Here is a 17092-nt window from a genome sequence, read left to right as displayed (position 1 = left end):
GGTTGATTAACCGGTTTCTGGTTAACTGCTAGCAAGCCCAAAACAGATAAAGGCTGCCGACTTCGCCGTCACGATAGGCGGTAAAGTCGCCACTCAGTTCGAAGTCACGGGCAATGGAGTCCCAATCGATATGACCTTGCAGCCATTCTGGGATTGCGTTCATGTCGGCCGTTTCTTCCGTGAATTCTTCGGCGAAGTCGCGCCATGTGTCATAGCTGCCGCGATATCTTTCATCGACTTCAGACTCCAAATCGGCAGAGTCCCAATCGCCGTTCATATAGTCGCTGGCAAACTGCAAAAGGACGGCCAAAGGAATGTCCCTATCGTCTGCCAGTTCGGCAACGGAGGCGCGCCGCGCGACTTCAGCAAGCCCGGCATATTCTCCCAAATCGCCGAGACCTTCCGAGTCGTGAATCGCCCATTCTTCGGCCGAAGGCACAAGCTTTTCAGCCGGTTCGATTCCCTCACTCTCGCAAAGGTCTTTCCAGCTATCGAACTGAAAGGCGGTTTTGTCCCCTGAGCGCTGGAAAGACGGCGCGCCCGTAAATCGTGCGGTTTCATGTGTCCAGCCGGCCGCACGGGCTGCCGTTTCATAATCGGGCAGGGAAACCGTGACATTGGGAAAGCGCGAGGTGCGCAACATGGCGTTTATCTCGGCTTGCATCGCGTCGATGTCGTCGCTGGCATCGATCCAAATGCCATGTAAAACACCATTGTTGTAAGAGGCGAGACAGGCGGCATAAATGCGCATTGCAGTTGATCCTTTGGGCAAGGCTTCGCCTATGCGCTCAACGGCGCGGCGCAAGCCGGTTTGATTTTGGCAGGGATGGAAGGCGCGACCGTAGCCGCGCCAGAAAGCTTTAGCTCAACGTCCAGGAACGCTTTGCAGCGATCACGGCGCGGCGCGTCTCGCGCCTCACGCGGCCTTCCGTGCGATTGGCGAAAGTGTCGCGGCGAAATGGGGATTCGTATTTCATGATATGCACTCCTTTTGTTGACACTAACGAAAAACGTGAAACCTAGAGAGTCGAGCCGAAGGCGATAAGCCCGGTTGCCACGGCTGCGGCGCCGGTCATGTAGACCGTGACGGTAAGCGCCTGGACGAAACGATCGAAACGCTTTGCGCGGTTACGGCGAATGGTCCGAAGGCTGGTTTTGCGTGTCATGGTCTCAACTCCGTTTCTTGCAATTCACGTTTTAAGTGAAACTATTCGGCATGTCAAACGGAATAATCAGGCTGCAATGTCGCCGCGCATCTTTGGCGGAATGCGCATGATTTCGACGGCGCATCGTGCCGCGTCGATTGCCTCCGAGATCATGCCCGGAAAGTAATGGCAGATTGAGACGTTGCCGCCACGGGCTGCCCGCATGATCGAACAGTTTCGGTTCATAGGGTCGCTGCAGCGGTGCGCCGTCCAGAACTCGGCGATTTCATCAGCCGCGTAGACCGATCCGCCCAGGCTGTCGCGTGCGATCTCTTCGCCGTCCAACTCGACTATAACAGCCGAATCGAAAGCGACATATTCGCCGGAATCAAGCTTCGCTTGAGTCTCGCCGTTTTCGTCGTGGCCGTCATATCGGTACACAAAATCCGGCTCGATTTCCAGGCGCACGCGGAAGCGCGCCGTTGTGTGAACCCAAACGGTTCCGCTGCAGCGGCCGTAGTCAACGGCAGCCTTGACGCGGGCAGAAAGTGGAATGTTTCCCATGGTCGACTCCTTGATGGTTTCTGCGGCACGCAATAGCCGCGACATTTCGATTAAGACTGACTCGGCGATGTGATCCGGCGCCACGTCTCAGGCTGTCGGCGATGGATTCAACGCTGCCCGCACGCGCGGCCGCATCTTGTTGCGGATCACGAAAACGGCCGAGCGCAGCTTCGAGTCCTGCAGCCGATTGGCGCAACAAAGCGCTTGCCTCATGTAGACGTCGGCAGTGATCGTGAAGCCGTGCAAATAGGCGTGGCGTGCCAGCGTGACTAAGCTTTTCATGTATTCGCGTTCCATTTGGTGACTCTCCCGTTAAAAGTGAAAGGCGAAGCGCGGCGCCGTGGCGTCGACACATTCGATCGATTGCCAGCCCTTCGGCACGTCGGCCCCCTGCCACGCTGCAACGCAATCGTCGCCGCTGCCGGCAATGAATAGCTGCCCGTCATAGGTCACGACTCGGACTTCGAACCGTGGCGCCTGGACGGGCTCGACAGGCAGTTGGCAGGTTAGCGCGAAGCTGCCGGCAGCCGTGGCGCACATGGCAGCGATCAGTTTTGCAAGCATCGGTGATTCTCCCGTTGAAAGTGAATTAATAGACAAGCTTGCGCCAAGCGACGTTTCGCACATCACCCGGACCACAAACGACAGGAACAAAGTTATCGCCGCCCGTGCCGCGCGAAAGATAAGCAAATCGATGCTCATCAATCACGACTCCCTCATGCACTACATCGGGGAAATACACGCCACGCGGCGATGCTTCTTCCCAAAGGACTCGCGTTCCCGGTTGCGGTTTGATCATCGCTGCCATGGTCTCGACTCCGTTCTTGATATTCACGAAACTTAAGCCGCGCGGCGCTCGGCAGCGATGACAACGGCAGCCGTCACGAACAAAGCCGCGACAAGCAAAACCAGCACAAGGCCGAGATTGCCCATGATCCAGGCAAAGGCAAACAGGGCGGTCATACCAAAGCCGATAGGCGAAAGGATTGCCCAAATCAGCAAGCCGAGCATGATGAAAAGGCCGCCCAATTCCTTGGTGAAGTCCAGCGCGGTGTTAGTCATTTGCGTCATTCCCGTTTCTTGTAATTCACGTTTTAAGTGAAACTCGGATGCATGTCAAATGGAATGTTTCGTCGCGCGCGATTCTTCCTATAGGCAAGCCGGCGCCCAGCTGCTGCAGCCCGTGCTGCCGTGCTCGACGCTGCCGTGCTGCTGCAGCCCGTGCTGCCGTGCTCGACGCTGCCGTGCTGATCATCCAGGCGCTGCCGTGCTCGACGCTGCCCTGCTGCCCTGCTGCCCTGCTCGACGCTGCCCCTGCAGCCCGTGCTGCCGTGCTCGACGCTACCCTGCTGCCATGCTGCCATGCTCGAAGCTGCCCCTGCTGCCCTGCTGCCGAGCTGATCGTCCAGGCGCTGCCCTGCTGCCGTGCTGATCGTCCAGGCGCTGCCCTGCTGCCGTGCTGCCCTGCTGCCTTGGCCTAGCGTCCTGTCAATCCGCAGGGCGGATCAGTGCCGAGACGCTGCTCGTGTCATGCCTCATGCTGCAATGGCGATATAACTTAATGCATTCAACACGATAGCCTGTGTCCGATCGATTGTGTCCGCGTTGCAAATCGATTGTGTCCGCGTCGAATAGCTGAATGAAATCAACGGCATAGTGGCTTTGGGTCCTTCCTGGCGGGGTCGACCGGTGGCGGGGGGCTCCGAGCGCGAGTCACGCGGAATGTGAATTTCAGCGCAGCGAAACTGAAAAACGTGAGCAATCCTCACTATTAGAACACCAAACGTGAGCAATCCTCACTATTAACCGAAAATCGGGTGATTTTTGCGCAGAGAAACTGCTGCTCACCTCTCTCATCCTCGGAATTGACAAGGTGAGCGGAAAAACGTAGCAAAATCAACGCTCTCTCACCTTCTCACCCTTCTCACCCTAAAATCTAATAGTTATAAAGAGAAGGGATAGCAGAAGACCCGGCCTACGCCAGACCAGGTGGTAGTACCTCCAGTTTAAACTATATGGGAATCGGGTGTGAGGGGGAGAGAGGGTGAGCGGAAGTGAGGAAATAGGTTGTGGCTCATCTCGGAAGTGCGAAATTTCGCAACTTCTGCGAAATGACGATACAATCGCATTCCCAAGAAAAAACCCGCCGAAGCGGGTCAATTCAATCTATTCCTACTTTGTGATTGTATTCAATCTCCGGGCCGCTGGTAGACGCGGCATTTTCCGAATTTTTTGTTGATCTCTCGGCTGGTTACCGGACCCTCGGTGCGGGGCCACCCGACGATCAGCATGGCCTTGCCGATCTTCATGGCTTCGGTGTGGGGGACAGAGCCGTCCCGGCCGAGCATTTCTTCCCATATCTGCTGCACGCAGGTCTCGTCGCGATAGGCTTTCGGAGCATCCGCATCGAGGTCGTCAAATCTTTCGTCGGTGCCGATCGGCTGGGTAAGCCATGCCTCGATTTTGCCGGCAAGCATTTCCTCACTGGTCTCGACGCGGCGGCTTTCCTGCATCACCAGGGCCGTGGCTGCGGCTTCGTCGGTGAGATGAAGCGGGAGGTCTGCGCTACCGTGCTTGGCTGACATCCCGTGATAGATGGCGACCGCCTCGGCCCATATCTGCATGACCTCCCGGCGCAGCCGGGGATTGTCGATCTGGCCGACCAGGTTGCAGACGATGGGCCAGAAGCGCCGGCCGCCAGTCATGTCGCGCAGGTATTCCCGATCGTTGGTCGATCCGATGAAGATGCACTGGCGAGGGAAGTCCTTGGCCCGCTTCTCCCATGCCAGCCGCACCTTGTCCTCCTTACGGCTGACGAACGCCTTGAGATCGTTGACCTCGGCGCGAGCCATGGAGGAAAGCTCGCCGAGTTCGAGAATCCACGAGCCCTGCATGAGTTCGACCATCTGCTTCGGGTCGCTGATGTCGCCAGTGAGTTCGTTATACCAGTGCAGGGCGAGGATTTCGATGAAGGTGGACTTACCCTTGCCCTGGACGCCTTCGAGGATCGGCACGAAGTCGAACTTATGGCCTGGTCGCATGACGCGCGCCACGGCGCCGACCAGCATCATCAGCGCGGCCTGGCGGTTGTAGTCGTTGTCGGTGCAGCCGAGGTAGTCGATGAACAGCGTCTCGGCGCGGCACTTGCCGTCCCATTTGACCGACGTCAGCAGGTCTTTGATTGGATGGAAGCGACGCTTTTGCGCGCTCATGTCGATGCCGCCGCGCAGATCGCGGTCGGAGACCTTGATACCGTAACCCTTCAACTGCGTCTTGCTCTCGATCAGCGATCGGACGGCGGCATCGTGGCTGTCGGTCCAGTTGTCGCCGTTCAGCGTGTCCTTCATTTCCCACAGCCGGCCGACGAGATTCACGGGCTCGTGCGCCGAGTCACGCTTCTTCTTGACGCGCTTGGGCTCGGCCTTGAGCACAACTTCCTGGGCGAACTCGTTGTACGCCAGGGTGCCTCGGATACGCGGGTCGTTGTCGACGATCAGGGCCACGTTCGGCAGCGTGCTCTTTAGCTCGCCTTCCTCGTTGCGGTGCAGCTTGTGCAGCCAATCGGGATCGGCAACGTCGTTTGCGGCCGCTTGCGCGGTGGGTTGGGGGTCATCGCCGCCGAGCAGGTCGGATAGATCGCTGTCGGCTTTGGCTGGAATTACAGCCGGCAGGTCGAAGTCATCGTCGAGCCCGAGATCGTTTTTCAGTTTGTTCATGTTGGCGATCTGAATAAGAGTCGCCATGCGAACGGGGTTTTTCGAATCCTGCTTGAAGGAGCGCCACCTGACGGCGGCGTTCTTCGCGTCGAACTTGTTGACGGCCTGCTTCGCCCATTCGCACCAGTGCTCGAAGCCCTCGTTGGCGCCACGAAACTGGTGATGCAGTGCCATGCCAACCTGAACATAGTCGTCGTAGTGGGCACCTGGTCCGTCGTTCGGGATGTCGGCTAGAATTTTGCTTATCTGAGCGGCGTCCAGGTCCATCGGCTCGCGGCGCACTATGGCGAACAGATCGTCATCATCATCTGGCGCGGCGCTGACTTGTTCTGCACCCCAACTCTCGACCGTGGCCACGTCGACCGACATCATGAAGGGCATGTCGAGATCGAGCGCGCGTTCCCATCGATAGGGTTGGCGGGTATCGGGATGGATAGACGGGGGAATCACGGCCTGCGAGCCGGTTCCCATAAGCACGATTTCCCATTCGTCTTTGACGTGGGCAATGACCTTCTTGCGAAAAGGTTTGTCTGCGAGAAAATAAAGGTGGCGGCTTTCGCCGCCTGAGCCGCTGATGACGGAGGGGAACATACGTGCAGCCGGCCAGAGCGTGAGCAGTTTCGCCCAAACCTGGGCAGCCAACGCCGGCTTTCGGATGTCGAGATCGATGATGTGGAGATAGCCGCCTTCGGTTTTTGACGGCTCGCCGAGCCGGATGCCGATATTGGCGTCTTGTCGATAGGTCGCGCGCAACGCCGCCTCGGATTGAAGGGGGACGTTGGACCAATCGTTTGCAATCGGCCGTTTTTCGAACGGCACAAGCCAATGAAGGGATGCACCAGCCTCGATCAGCGGACGGACAGAATCAAACACGCTGCCGAGCGTGGGGGCATTTGCCATGATACGCCTACGGAAAATCAGAGGCCAAGGGCGAAGGGAATCAAGTCCTCTTTCGTCAGCGCATCCTTCTTTTCGGCCTCATCGGTTTCCTGGGACAGTTTCAGCAACGCGTGGATCGCCTTCCGCGACAGAACCTGGTCGTTCAGCCAGCGATATACGGTGAAACGAGCGTTGCCGGTTGCCTCAGAGAGCTTGAGTGTGTCGACGCGGCCGAACTTGATGAACTTGGAAGGGAGTTTTTCGAGAAGCACCTGATAGAGCTTGCCGTCATAGAGCTTGAAATCGGCATTCTTGCTCGGGCGACCTGTGTAAGTCTGCGCGTCCATGGTTTCCCCTTGGTTGGAATTTCGACCACCTTACCCGGCCGCATTACATAAATCAAGTTTAACGTGAAATTTTTGCACATATGCCTTGAAACGTGATCTGGAACGTGATTTAAGGTTGATGCATTCACGCCAAACGTGATTTTACACCCACCAAGGAGACACTATGAGCATCGAAACCGCTATCGCCGAAAACACGGCCGCCGTTCTGAAACTGGTCGCCGTCACCGAGAGCCTTCTGTCCCTGCGCACCGAAGCCTTCGAGAAAGTCGGCGCCGCCGTCACTGCTGCCGGCAAGGGTACTGCCGCGAAGGACAAGCCCAAGGCTGACGACAAGCCGAAGGACAACGGGAACATCTCGACCTCGCCGGAAAACCGCGTCAACCCCTACGAGGGCATCAAGGAACTGATCGCCGGCTACATCACGGCTACCGACCGGGCCGAAGAACGTGATGCCCGCAAGGCCAAGATGCGGGACCTCCTGAACCACGAGAAGATCAAGAAGTCTGACGTTGCCGCCGACGCCAAGCCGGATGCCAGCAACATCATGGAGTCGGCCATTCCGCTGTTCAAGGAACAGATCGCCAAGCTGACGGCGAAGGGCGACATCACCGAGGCGCCGAAGGCACCTGCTTCGGACGATCTCGACCTCTGAGCGACTGCTGACAGCTTGTCCTCCCGGCCGACGCCGGGAGGCGCTTCAGCGGCGAGCGGGAGGGTTCGATGACCTGTCCTCCCAAGCCTTCGGACTCCAGGCAGTCCCTGCTGCTGTCCCGCTCGCTTCTGAAACGCCTCGAACCACAGGAGACAGACGTGAACCTTCTCGGAAAATTCGGCAAAGCATTCGCCAAGATTCTAACTCGCGATGCCGGGCAGAGTCATCGCCTCGGCAACCCGCTTGGCGTGGACAGTGGCCCTTTCCTGGCACGCAGGAACGCCATGGCCCTGATGACGGGCGGGCGCGGCTTTAGCGTTCCGGCCAAGACTCCACGCGTCCATCGGACGTTGGGAACGACACGCGGCCAGCGCAAGCGTGCTGCGCGCCAGTGGGCCAATACCGCCGAGACCGATCGGCAGGAGCGCGTCTGCGCAAGCATTATGGCCAGAACCGGGATGCGCAGAGACGAGGCTGTCAGACCGTTCGGGTCGCTCTGAACCCAGGAGCTATCATGTCCCATATTTTTCCCCCCTTCCGGCACATTGTGGTCACCAATCAGGTCGGCACTCGGTTCCCGAGCAAAATCCTGGTGGAGACGCCGACATCGTTCAACACGCCACACGGCTTGTTCGACAAAGACGGCCGCAAGCAGTGGGGCCACCCCGAAATCACTTTCGAGGGGCCTTTCACGGCCGAAGGTGACATGGAGTCGCTCCCTTGATGACCTTCGACGAAATCCGCGCCGAGGGCACGGGCATCCGCGTCCACGGCAACGGCTTCATTCAGATCGACCTGCCGAATTCGAAGCGAGTCAACGTGTGGGGTCATTCGGCCATCCCTCGGCAGAATGTCGCTACGCAACTGCATGACCATCGGTTCGACTTCTATAGCTTCGTGCTGCGCGGCACGATGGTCAACGCGATCTACCGGGAATCGACGACGCGAGGGTTAGACCCATCGCACGACGTATATACGCCGCAGCCGCGCGCGGGGGAGGATACAGTTCTCGTCCCCTTTGGCGATCCCGCGCGACTGTTCATCAGGCAGGTGGACGCCATGTTGCAGGGTGAGTCCTACCGCATGAGGGCCGGCGACATTCACGAGACGTTTGTCAACCAGCCGACCGCGACACTGATGCTCAAGGGTGAGACCTACGATCGCCCTGTCCGCGTCTTCTGCCCGATCGGCAAGAAGCCCGACAACGATTTCGTTCGCCACGAAGTCATGAACGAAGACGATCTCTGGCAGATCGTGGGGGACGTGTTCGCATGATCAAAATATCGCGCCGCACGTTCCTCGGCAGTGCATTATCGCTGCCCCTAGTTGTTGGCCTGCCAGCGGCGGCTGCGCATGTGCGCGAACCTTACGTGTTCGTCGGCGAGTCGGTTAACAGCATCATTTGGCATCTTTGGGAGAGACCTACGTTCGCTCCGACTGGCCCGTTGTTTGTTCACGAAGTGCTCCCGTGGGACGGCCAAGGATACCCGATCGTGCTGGCCGCGCACGGATGGTTCCCGGTGCAAACACGCCTTTACGATGGCTGGTATGACTTCGAGTGGTCAAACCTTCGTCGTGACGTGCCGGATCATTTCTGGCGTCATCATTCGACCGATGAGTATCCCAACCTTCACTCCTATGTGCGTGAACAGCGTTTCGGTGAATCGCCCGAGATTATGCGGGAAACGATGGCCCGAAATGCGCGGCTTGGAGCAGGTGTCTTTCCAACTCGCGCTGAGCCTCAATGGAGGCCAATCACTTGACTGCTCATGCACGCCTCTCGCCGTCGAGCGCAGATCGGTGGAGCACCTGCTCTGCCTCCGTCGCCCTGATCGACAAGTTGCGCAGCAGCGGGACCATTCCAGAGCGCGACTCGTCGGAATGGGCGTCCGAGGGCACCGTGGCGCATGAAGTCCGCGAGATGTGCCTGGACTTCGGCCTCGATCCGCACCACTTCGTCGGGGCCGTGATCAGCGCGGACGGCTTCATATACACCGTCGATGAGAGCATGGCCGACCACCTGCAGACGGGTATCGATTGGGTCCGCGAGCACACCGGCACCCCGCACGTCGAGATCAGGGTTGACCTGTCCCCATGGCTGCCCGGCCAATTCGGCACCTGTGACACAACGTGGCTCGAACTTCTGCTTTCGACGACGGCTTTATACGTGTCGGATTTGAAGTATGGGGCCGGCGAGCCAGTCGACGCCGTGGGCACCAAGCAGTTGAGACTTTACGCGCTCGGCGCCTGGCACTATCTCGGCCGCCCGCAGGTGGAGAAGATCATCCTCAACATCGACCAGCCGCGCGCTGGCGGCATGAAATATTGGGAAATCACGCTCGAAGACCTGCTCGCGTTCGGCGAGGAAATGAAGCTCGTCTACGCGAAGATCATGTCAGGTGACGTGGAGTTCAAGCCGAGCACGAAGGCGTGCCGCTGGTGCGAGGTCAGGAAGGCGCCGGGTGGATGCGCCGCCCGCAATCAATGGTTGGACCAGATGGCAGAAGATCGCAAGAACCCCGCTGGTCTTTCACCGGAGCGCCGCTGGTATATCGTGCAGCACGCTTCCGAAATCCGCGCCTGGCTTGCCGAGTTGCACGAGGAATCGCTGCGCGCCGCGCTCGACGGCAATCCCGATCCGGGCTCAAAGGCTGTCGCTGGCGACCTCGGTGACCGCTATTTCAAAGACGCCAAGAAGGCCGAGGCGCTGCTTGTGCAGGCGCTTGGCGACGGGGCTTACAAACCGAAACAACTGATCGGCATCACCGAGATCGAAAAGCAGGTGAAGCCGGGCAAGAAAAAGCAGGGTCATCCAGAAACCTGGAAGGAACTGTTGACGCTGGTAGATCGTGCCGAGGGGAAACCCAAACTGGTGCCAGCGGATCATGCGAGACCTGCTCTTGAGCAGTGGTCGGATGATTTCGACGATCTAGACTGAAGAAACCGAGCAACCGAGAGATCAAGGAACCAAACACCATGGGACACATAAATCAGAAAGACAAAACCGGTCGAACCTGCACTTTGACAAACGTCAGAACATCTTTCGCCGAGTCGCTGCACACTGCATCGCTCCCGAAGAAGAACAAGGACCCGAACGCAAAGCCGAAACACGGGGCGAACTTCATCCTGGAAAAGACCGGCCCTCATGCCGACCAGTTCGAGAGCAACAAAGCTGCCTGTATTTCGGCGATGAAGGCAGCGGGACGCGAGTTCAAGCGTCCCGAGGACTGGTGGAAGACGCTGTGGGATGACAAGCCCGACAACCTTTCCTTCAAGAAGGGTGATCGGTTCAAGAACGATGCCGGCGAAATCTACAAGGGTTACGAAGGCAACATCGTCGTTAGCGCGAAAGGTCCCGGTGGCGGCCTGAAGCGCCCGCAGATGCGCGACCGCAACAAGCGGATCATCGAAGTCAGCGAAATTCTTGATGTCGTCTACAACGGCACCTATTCCGACGTGATCGTCTCGTTCTACGGGACGGAAAACGGCGGCACGCCGCGCATCACCTGTTCGGTCGAAGCAATTCGATCGCGCCAGGTCGGTGATCGCCTCGGCGGTGGCGGCATCTATGTGGATGACGACGACTTCGACACGCTGGAAGCCGACAACAGCTTCGACGACGGGCCGTCTACCTCGGCACCTGCCAAGAAGCCGGCAGCCAAGGACGATTTCGACTTCTGATCTACCTGAAACCGAGCAGCGCCAGACACCCGACTGATTAGGTGACCTCTGTCGCGAGCAAGCCTTCCGAAAGGTGCCCAGGCTCCGGCGTTGCTCGGTTTCACTTTTAACGGGATAAACACGATGAAATTCACGCATTTGATGATCGATCTTGAGACGATGGGGACGGCCGCGAACGCTCCCGTGGTTGCCATCGGTGCGGTCTACTTTGACCCGGATACCGGCACTCTCGGTGAGACGTTCGACGCCGCGATCGACGTGGAAGATGCCGTGCGATACGGCCGCGTCTCGGGTTCGACCATCAAATGGTGGCTCGGGCAGGGTGATGCTGCGCGGCAGAAGATCGTGCGCGGCCGGCACCCGTCGCAACTGGTCTTCGAGAAGTTCTACGAATTCTGCCTGAAGCACGGCGACGGTGTGAAGCCGTGGGGCAATGGGGCGTCGTTCGACATCACGATTCTCGACTACGCCTTCGGCCGCATCCTCGACAAGCCAGCCCCGTGGAAGTTCTGGAACGTGCGCGACTGCCGCACGATCAAGGAACTGGCTGACGGAATCGTCAAGTTCACCGGCACCCTCGAAGGCGTAGCGCACACCGCGCTAGACGACGCCAAACACCAGGCCGAATGGGTCTCCGTCTACTGGCAGGGTCTGCGCAAGCCGAGTGCCGCGCCGGCTGCCGTGATCACGGCATCCCCGTCCGACGACTTCGATTTCTGAGGGACGGCCAGTGGCGATCGGCATCTATTCAATCACCAACACGATCAACGGGCGTGCCTACGTTGGGAAGTCTATCAACGTCGAGGCCAGATGGTGGGCGCATAGAAATTCGCTAGTTAAACCAGTCTTTGACAAGAAAAAGTGCAATCGGCGTCTGTGGGCAGACGTGCAGAAGTTCGGTATCGACGCATTCGCTTTTGAGATACTTGAGAGTTTTGAAACAATAGACGCCGAAACGATGGCGGATCGAGAAGTGTTCTGGATGGACACCCTCGGGAGTCTGCGCCGCAAGACCGGGTACAACCTCAAGCGCGACAGTTCCTCTATGACGATCGTGTCGGATGAGACACGGCTGCTTCATAGGATCAATGGCATCGGTCTGACCAATCCAAACTACGGCAACCGCTGGACCGACGAACAGCGCGATGCCATGCGGCAGAACCGACTTACTCGGGCTGACCAGTATGGGGAAACCTACCGGAAAAAGCAGTCCGAGAACAGTAAGCGCCTGTGGCAGGACAAGGAAAAGTTGCACGCCATGGCCCAGAAGGTTCGTGAGAGCCTTCTGAAATATGATTTCGTTCAGATGGACGAGGCGTTCAACGTCATCCGCGTCTGGTCCGATATGCGAACCCTTGTCGCCGAAACGGGGTTTGCGAAGCAGTGCGTCTATGCCGTCTGCGATGGTTACAAGCCTCGCTATAGAGGCTTCCGGTGGAAGAAGGTTTTGAAGGACGAAGGGCTGCTCGTATGAACAGCCTAGATTTTGATATCGAAGTCTACGGAAACGTGCTGCTCGTAGGAATGCGCCGCGTCGAGGATGGCAAGATCATCATTCTCGAAGAAAGCGACAGATCGACGATCGACAAGGATTGGCTCCGTCGCATCCTACTTACACATCGCATGTTTGGCTTCAACAGCATGGGCTACGACGCCCCGTTGCTGTGGTATTTCCTGACGAAAGACCCGTCACTGGCGCAAATGAAAATCGCCAGTGACAAGATCATTAAAGGCCGCCTTCGCTGGTGGGAGGTTGAAGAAGCTCTCGACATTCATATCCCGTGGGACTTCAAGAAGAACCACGTGGACCTGATCGAGCCGCAGCCGAACCCGGTCGCCGGCCTCAAGGCGCTTCATGCCAGGCTGCACGGGACGACCATCCGTGAACTGCCATATCACGAGGCGATGCTGCTTTCGCATGAGCAAATCGACAAGCTGCGAGAGTATCTGCACAATGACCTTGATGCGACCAGGATGCTGCGGGAGGCCCTAGCCGAGCCATTGGCATTGCGCGAGGCGTTGGGCATCGACCTCGGGATAGACCTGCGCTCGAAGTCTGATTCTCAGATGGGCCTGGCTATCATCAAGAAGCGAGTCGAGGATTTCCTAGGAAATAAGGTCAAGAAAGCCGACCTCAAGCCCGGATTGTCTTTCCGCTACACGGCGCCAGAATACATCAAGTTCGAAACGTCGCAACTCTCCGATATTCTATCCGGAATACAAAAACATGATTTCATCATCGGTGGTGACGGGAAAGTTGAGCTTCCAGATTGGCTATCCAAAGAGAAAATCGAAATCGGTCTCTCTATTTTTCAGATGGGTCTCGGCGGGCTTCACTCGATGGAGTCCAACCGCTCCGTCAAAGCCGACGATCTGCATGTAATCGTTTCATGCGACGTTGCCAGTTACTATCCAGCCATCATCCTGTCTCTTGGTCTTTACCCGCCAGCCACCGGACCTGCGTTTTGCGTGGCTTATGAGGGCATTCGAAAGGACCGTCTGAAGGCGAAGAAGGTGAAGGACACGGTTCGCGACAAGGGGTTTAAGATCGCATTGAACGGCGGCGGTTTCGGTAACCTCGGTCAGCGTTTTTCGATCACCTTTGCACCACATCTATTGATTGCAACAACGCTGACTGGACAACTATCACTCTTGATGCTCATCGAGAGAGCATTTCTTGCCGGCATTGGAACAATAAGCGCCAATACGGACGGAGCCGAGTTTTTCTGCCCGCGCGAGTCCTATGCCGGCATGAAGTTGAATGACGAAGGTGGCATCACGAATCGCCTGAACCCATCAAAGCTTGCCGACATCTGCGATCAGTGGGAGCGTGACACCAAGTTCGACTTGGAATTCGTCGAGTATGTTGGACTCTACAATCAGTCGGTCAACTCATATTTCGCGATCAAAGCAGACGGCAATCATAAGCGAAAAGGGCCAATATCGAACCCGTGGAACCCAGACAAATCGGATTTTGATCCGCGCGGCCAGTTGATGAAGAACCCACAGACGACGATCTGCTCGGACGCGGCGCTCGCCCGCATCAAGGACGGCACGCCGGTTTCAGAGACGATCCGCAACTGCCGCGACATCAAGCAGTTCGTCACGGTCATCAAAGCGACCGGTGGCGCGACCTGGCGCGGCGAGTACTTGGGCAAGGTCGTGCGGTTTTACTATGGCCTTGGTGGCGATCCGATCTTCAAGGCCACGCCGCACGCTTCGACCGGCAATTTCGCCAAGGTGCCGAAGTCGGACGGCGCCATTGAATGCATGCGGCTCCCGGATGAATTTCCCGACGACATCGACTACGAAAAATACATCGCCGAGGCCGAGACAATCTTGTCGGACGTAGGCTTTTACGGCGCAAAGGTCGTGCCGCCGAAGCCGATCCGCGTGACGAAGGCAAACCGGCAACTCGTCTTTGAGTGGCTGACCGCAGCATGAGCGGCAGAAAGTACTGGTCAACGGCAGAGTTGGCGCGCGACGCGGCCTACTGGCGAAAGGGTGAAGCCTTCGCCGATGACATGATCAGGAAGACCTGGGACCGATCCGGCTACCAGTCGCCTCGCTGGTCTCTCGCGAAAAACAAGGCTCACATGAACGCGGCCGCATCGGAAGCCGAGATCGCGAAGCGCCAGGTGCCAGCATGAAGGTGCTCGACGATTTCGATTTTACAGAACGCCGTGTCGAGGCCAATGAAGAACTCGACGTGGTGGCGTGGGCCGAAAACAACGGCTGGCTGGTGCGCAAGCTTCAGTGGATAGGCCGCCGCAGCGCGCCCGATCGCCTGTTCGCTGGCTACGGGCAACTGCTCCTGATCGAGATGAAGCGAAAGGGTAAAACGCCGTCCCGCGACGGGCGTCTGTCGGAAGGACAGAAGGAAGAATTCAAGCGTTTTGCCGCTGTCGGCGTCACGGTGCACGTCTTTTACGACGGAGAGTCCGCGATTTCCTTCTTGAAGTCTCGGATGACGGGGCTGTTGGTATGACGATCGGCATTTATTGCATCCGACACGTCGAGAGCGGAAAGCGTTATATCGGCAAATCGGTGGACATTGAACGACGCTGGAAAGCTCACAACCGGCAATCGAACAGTAGGCACATTAGTTCTGCGTTGAAGAAGTATGGGACGACGGCTTTCGCGTTTGAGATTATCGAAAAATTTGACGTTATTGATGCGAGTGCGCTCGTTAATAGAGAGTTGCATTGGATAGATCATTTCGACACCTGCAATCGGGCCAAAGGATACAACCTTAGGCGAGACAGTTCTTCGCGATCATACTTCCACGAAGAAAGCCGTAGCCGAATGTCCATCTCAGCGCGGCTAAAAGCTCCACCATCGCCAGCGACTCGCGCAAAACTATCGGATGCCACGAAGGCCGCGTGCGCCGACCCTGCCGTCATGGCAAGACGTATTGCCGCGACAAAAGCCGCTTTCGCGACTCCTGAATCAAAGCTTAGACGAATCGCAGCACAAAAGGCCGCCGTCGCGACTCCCGAGGCGCGATCCAAAATGTCTGCCGCTCGTGCAGCCGAGTGGACGAAAGGCGATATTAGAGCCCGACGTTTGGCATCGTTGAAGGCTGCGCGTTCGACCCCTGAGTCCAGGGCTAGAACGTCTGCGGCGTCAAAGGTTATGCACGCGCGCCGCCGTACACTGAAGGTCATGCTGGTTTGGGTGACGGCACCATGAACCAGGCCGTCCGTCCTCGGAGCGACCTGCGCAACGCGCAGCAGATCATGTCCAACATCGTCAAAAGCGATGCCACCAAGCTCATCATATCTGGCATGGGAAGCGGCAAGACCGGTGCCACGCTCGACGGGCTATACCACCTACTCAGCCGCCTGGAGGTTCACCACGTCCTAGTTATTGCTCCGCGCTTTGTTGCGACGAACACGTGGCCCGATGAGATCGCCGCATGGGAACACACTCGCGCACTTTCCTATGCCGTAGCAGTCGGAGAGGTTGACGAACGCATCGCAGCGATCGAGCGTCGGGCTGAGATAACGCTGGTCAATTTTGAGAACTTGCCCTGGCTGGCGAAGTACCTGGGTACCGTCGACAAATGGCCCTGGGATTGCGTTGTTGTGGATGAATGTTCCCGTTTTGCTGCCGGAGAGGCTCGCACTAAGGCAGCAAAGGTCAAGTCTGTCGACAAAGCGACCGGGAAAATCACTACCAAGGTCCGCAAGGGCGGCAACATGACTCGCTTTGGGGTCATGACGACGGCGCGTCGAAAGATTTCCCGCGTCATCAATCTGACTGGCACCCCCGGTGATCTGCTAAAGCTTTGGGGTCAGGTCTACATAATGGACCAAGGGGAACGGCTCGGGCGCAGCAAGGGTGAGTTCGAGCAGCGTTGGTTCGATAAAAATCAGTACACCTATGCGGTCACGCCCAAGCCAGGCGCCGAGGAAGAAATCCTGGACCGGATAAGGGATATTGTTGTCACAATCCCTCAAGAAAAGGTCTGCGAAGACGCTCAGATCATTCCCATGAAAGTGTCACTGCCAGAACGGGCAATGCACGATTATAGGGAATTCCAAGCAACACTTTTTAGCGAGCCCTACGACGTTGAGGCGGTTTCCAACGGCGTGCTTGCTAACAAGCTCCTGCAATTCGCGAACGGGCATATGTACCGAGAAGACCATTCCGTGGTGCACATCCACGATGCCAAAATGGCCGCTCTCGAAGAACTGGTGGAGAGCGCACAGGGCGAGAACATCCTGGTCGCTTACGGCTTCAAATTCGACAAGGACGCAATCCGAAAGCGATTCCCGCACGCTGTCGTTGCAAACGAGTGCAAGGATTTCGTAACCGACTGGAACAAAAAGAAAATTCGTCTCGGTTTGGCGCATCCAGCGTCAATCGGTCACGGCACAAACTTGCAGTTCGGTGGCCACATCGCCGCCTGGTACGGTCTCACCTTTTGGCTGGAGCTTTGGCTTCAATTCAACAAACGCCTACCCCGACCAGGGCAAACCGAACAGGTGCTCATCTACCCGATCATCGCTGAGGGAACATACGACGAACGGGCGATAACCATCCTGAACGATAGAGATGCGACTCAGGATCGGATCATTCGAAATTTCACGCTTCGGACTTGAC

23 protein-coding genes are annotated in these 17092 nt (G+C 57.6%); 15 read left to right on the top strand and 8 right to left on the bottom strand.

The genetic code is table 11. The annotated features are described in order from the left end of the window. Positions 1-28 precede the first annotated feature (28 nt). The 6 genes from NKJ28_RS00255 to NKJ28_RS00230 form a co-directional block, all read right to left on the bottom strand. Complete coding sequence (locus NKJ28_RS00255) at positions 29-751, bottom strand: antirestriction protein ArdA (RefSeq protein ID WP_352633427.1); 723 nt, start codon at positions 749-751, stop codon at positions 29-31. A gap of 268 nt (positions 752-1019) precedes the next feature. Continuing rightward, positions 1020-1166 (bottom strand): hypothetical protein, encoded by a 147-nt coding sequence (locus NKJ28_RS00250; RefSeq protein WP_352633425.1) that lies wholly within the window; start codon positions 1164-1166, stop codon positions 1020-1022. Positions 1167-1232: 66 nt separating this feature from the next. Next, on the bottom strand, positions 1233-1793 hold the full coding sequence (locus NKJ28_RS00245) for a hypothetical protein (RefSeq protein WP_352633423.1): 561 nt from the start codon (positions 1791-1793) through the stop codon (positions 1233-1235). 3 nt (positions 1794-1796) lie between these two features. After that, on the bottom strand, positions 1797-1991 hold the full coding sequence (locus tag NKJ28_RS00240) for a hypothetical protein (RefSeq protein WP_352633421.1): 195 nt from the start codon (positions 1989-1991) through the stop codon (positions 1797-1799). A 30-nt stretch (positions 1992-2021) separates the two neighbouring features. Beyond that, positions 2022-2411: a hypothetical protein gene (locus tag NKJ28_RS00235; RefSeq protein ID WP_352633419.1), complete on the bottom strand. Its 390-nt coding sequence runs from the start codon at positions 2409-2411 to the stop codon at positions 2022-2024. 138 nt (positions 2412-2549) lie between these two features. Beyond that, positions 2550-2771 (bottom strand): hypothetical protein, encoded by a 222-nt coding sequence (locus NKJ28_RS00230; RefSeq protein WP_352633417.1) that lies wholly within the window; start codon positions 2769-2771, stop codon positions 2550-2552. 167 nt (positions 2772-2938) lie between these two features. On the opposite strand from NKJ28_RS00230, the gene NKJ28_RS00225 reads away from it, so the two are divergent. Continuing rightward, complete coding sequence (locus NKJ28_RS00225) at positions 2939-3190, top strand: hypothetical protein (protein ID WP_352633415.1); 252 nt, start codon at positions 2939-2941, stop codon at positions 3188-3190. Positions 3191-3898: 708 nt separating this feature from the next. On the opposite strand, the gene NKJ28_RS00220 is transcribed toward NKJ28_RS00225, so the two are convergent. Together NKJ28_RS00220 and NKJ28_RS00215 are read right to left on the bottom strand one after the other, a co-directional pair. Beyond that, positions 3899-6325, bottom strand: a complete 2427-nt coding sequence (locus NKJ28_RS00220; RefSeq protein WP_352633413.1) for a VapE domain-containing protein — start codon at positions 6323-6325, stop codon at positions 3899-3901. Between the two features lie 17 nt (positions 6326-6342). After that, on the bottom strand, positions 6343-6651 hold the full coding sequence (locus tag NKJ28_RS00215; RefSeq protein ID WP_352633411.1) for a hypothetical protein: 309 nt from the start codon (positions 6649-6651) through the stop codon (positions 6343-6345). Positions 6652-6814: 163 nt separating this feature from the next. On the opposite strand from NKJ28_RS00215, the gene NKJ28_RS00210 reads away from it, so the two are divergent. The 14 genes from NKJ28_RS00210 to NKJ28_RS00145 all read left to right on the top strand — a co-directional run bounded on the left by NKJ28_RS00210 (position 6815) and on the right by NKJ28_RS00145 (position 17091). Beyond that, complete coding sequence (locus NKJ28_RS00210) at positions 6815-7303, top strand: hypothetical protein (RefSeq protein ID WP_352633409.1); 489 nt, start codon at positions 6815-6817, stop codon at positions 7301-7303. A 158-nt stretch (positions 7304-7461) separates the two neighbouring features. Next, the gene (locus NKJ28_RS00205) at positions 7462-7803 is read left to right on the top strand and encodes a hypothetical protein (RefSeq protein WP_352633407.1); all 342 of its coding nucleotides are present in this window, start codon (positions 7462-7464) and stop codon (positions 7801-7803) included. A 14-nt stretch (positions 7804-7817) separates the two neighbouring features. Then, the gene (locus NKJ28_RS00200) at positions 7818-8027 is read left to right on the top strand and encodes a hypothetical protein (protein ID WP_352633405.1); all 210 of its coding nucleotides are present in this window, start codon (positions 7818-7820) and stop codon (positions 8025-8027) included. Further along, positions 8027-8578: a hypothetical protein gene (locus NKJ28_RS00195; protein WP_352633403.1), complete on the top strand. Its 552-nt coding sequence runs from the start codon at positions 8027-8029 to the stop codon at positions 8576-8578. Before NKJ28_RS00200 ends, NKJ28_RS00195 begins: the two co-directional genes overlap by 1 nt. Continuing rightward, on the top strand, positions 8575-9066 hold the full coding sequence (locus NKJ28_RS00190) for a hypothetical protein (protein ID WP_352633401.1): 492 nt from the start codon (positions 8575-8577) through the stop codon (positions 9064-9066). The genes NKJ28_RS00195 and NKJ28_RS00190 overlap by 4 nt, the downstream gene beginning before the upstream one ends. Next, entirely contained in the window at positions 9063-10241 is a 1179-nt protein-coding gene (locus tag NKJ28_RS00185; RefSeq protein WP_352633399.1) for a DUF2800 domain-containing protein, read from the top strand. The genes NKJ28_RS00190 and NKJ28_RS00185 overlap by 4 nt, the downstream gene beginning before the upstream one ends. An 83-nt stretch (positions 10242-10324) precedes the next feature. Continuing rightward, a complete protein-coding gene (locus NKJ28_RS00180; RefSeq protein WP_352633397.1) occupies positions 10325-10984 on the top strand; it encodes an ssDNA-binding protein in 660 nt (219 codons plus the stop codon). Positions 10985-11107: 123 nt separating this feature from the next. Continuing rightward, complete coding sequence (locus NKJ28_RS00175) at positions 11108-11704, top strand: 3'-5' exonuclease (protein ID WP_352633395.1); 597 nt, start codon at positions 11108-11110, stop codon at positions 11702-11704. A 10-nt stretch (positions 11705-11714) separates the two neighbouring features. Beyond that, positions 11715-12458, top strand: coding sequence for a GIY-YIG nuclease family protein (locus NKJ28_RS00170; RefSeq protein ID WP_352633394.1), 744 nt, complete (start codon positions 11715-11717; stop codon positions 12456-12458). Then, positions 12419-14428, top strand: a complete 2010-nt coding sequence (locus NKJ28_RS00165; protein WP_352633392.1) for a hypothetical protein — start codon at positions 12419-12421, stop codon at positions 14426-14428. Before NKJ28_RS00170 ends, NKJ28_RS00165 begins: the two co-directional genes overlap by 40 nt. Next, complete coding sequence (locus NKJ28_RS00160; protein ID WP_352633390.1) at positions 14410-14634, top strand: hypothetical protein; 225 nt, start codon at positions 14410-14412, stop codon at positions 14632-14634. The genes NKJ28_RS00165 and NKJ28_RS00160 overlap by 19 nt, the downstream gene beginning before the upstream one ends. After that, a complete protein-coding gene (locus tag NKJ28_RS00155) occupies positions 14631-14972 on the top strand; it encodes a PDDEXK family nuclease (RefSeq protein ID WP_352633389.1) in 342 nt (113 codons plus the stop codon). Before NKJ28_RS00160 ends, NKJ28_RS00155 begins: the two co-directional genes overlap by 4 nt. Next, positions 14969-15676 (top strand): GIY-YIG nuclease family protein, encoded by a 708-nt coding sequence (locus NKJ28_RS00150; RefSeq protein WP_352633387.1) that lies wholly within the window; start codon positions 14969-14971, stop codon positions 15674-15676. The genes NKJ28_RS00155 and NKJ28_RS00150 overlap by 4 nt, the downstream gene beginning before the upstream one ends. After that, positions 15673-17091, top strand: coding sequence for an SNF2-related protein (locus NKJ28_RS00145; RefSeq protein WP_352633385.1), 1419 nt, complete (start codon positions 15673-15675; stop codon positions 17089-17091). Before NKJ28_RS00150 ends, NKJ28_RS00145 begins: the two co-directional genes overlap by 4 nt. Position 17092: the final 1 nt, after the last annotated feature.

The sequence above is a fragment of the Mesorhizobium sp. M0145 genome (assembly GCF_040322355.1).
Lineage (GTDB): Bacteria > Pseudomonadota > Alphaproteobacteria > Rhizobiales > Rhizobiaceae > Mesorhizobium.
This window is presented reverse-complemented; position numbering and strand designations above follow the sequence as displayed.